Below are 608 nucleotides of genomic sequence, written 5' to 3' on the forward strand. Positions count from 1 at the left end.
TATCAGGTGTCCACCAAACAGGGGTCAGGTCCGCTCTGCCATAGAGAATGAGCCTACACGCGACCATCTCTCCCAACAGAAAGTCTTCCGATGCGCACAGTCACACGCAACACCCTCGTCGCCGTCGCGGCAACCCTCGTGGTGACTGCCGTGGCCCTCCTCATCACCGTGCACGCCTTTAACCGTCTCGAGGTCTACTCCCTCACCTCCCAAGCGCACAGCCAGGACTACGAGCTCATCATTCACAACCCGGTGCTCTATACCTATAGCTTCCTGCCCGAGTAGCCTCTGCCGACCGCGACTTCACCGCTGCAGACCTTGTGTCACCCGCCCCTATGTTTTGCCACTGTGTCGGTAAAAGGCCATTTAGTTCTGCGGCTTACGGCCCAGTTGCGAAAAAGCTTCGACGGTTGACAGTGGTTTTTCTTGTCCGCACAGTGTGGCCGCTTCCGACTGTCTGATTCGTCGGGCCAAGAAAAGACGTGCCGAAGCGCGCCCTCGTCGTCATGGGCGCTAGAACTTCAACGAAGGCAGCCATCCTCAGGAGCCAGGCCGGTGCGACTTAGCCGCGTAGGCGTTGAAGTGTGAATGAGTCGTCCAAGAATCAG

At 58.1% G+C, this 608-nt stretch carries 1 protein-coding gene; it reads left to right on the forward strand.

Annotation, left to right across the window (positions count from 1 at the left end; all coding sequences use genetic code 11):
* The first annotated feature begins 90 nt into the window (after positions 1-90).
* Positions 91-285, forward strand: coding sequence for a hypothetical protein (locus HMPREF0307_RS07185; RefSeq protein WP_066490435.1), 195 nt, complete (start codon positions 91-93; stop codon positions 283-285).
* Positions 286-608 lie beyond the last annotated feature (323 nt).

This window comes from Corynebacterium sp. DNF00584 (assembly GCF_001552965.1).
Taxonomy (GTDB): Bacteria; Actinomycetota; Actinomycetes; order Mycobacteriales; family Mycobacteriaceae; genus Corynebacterium; species Corynebacterium phoceense.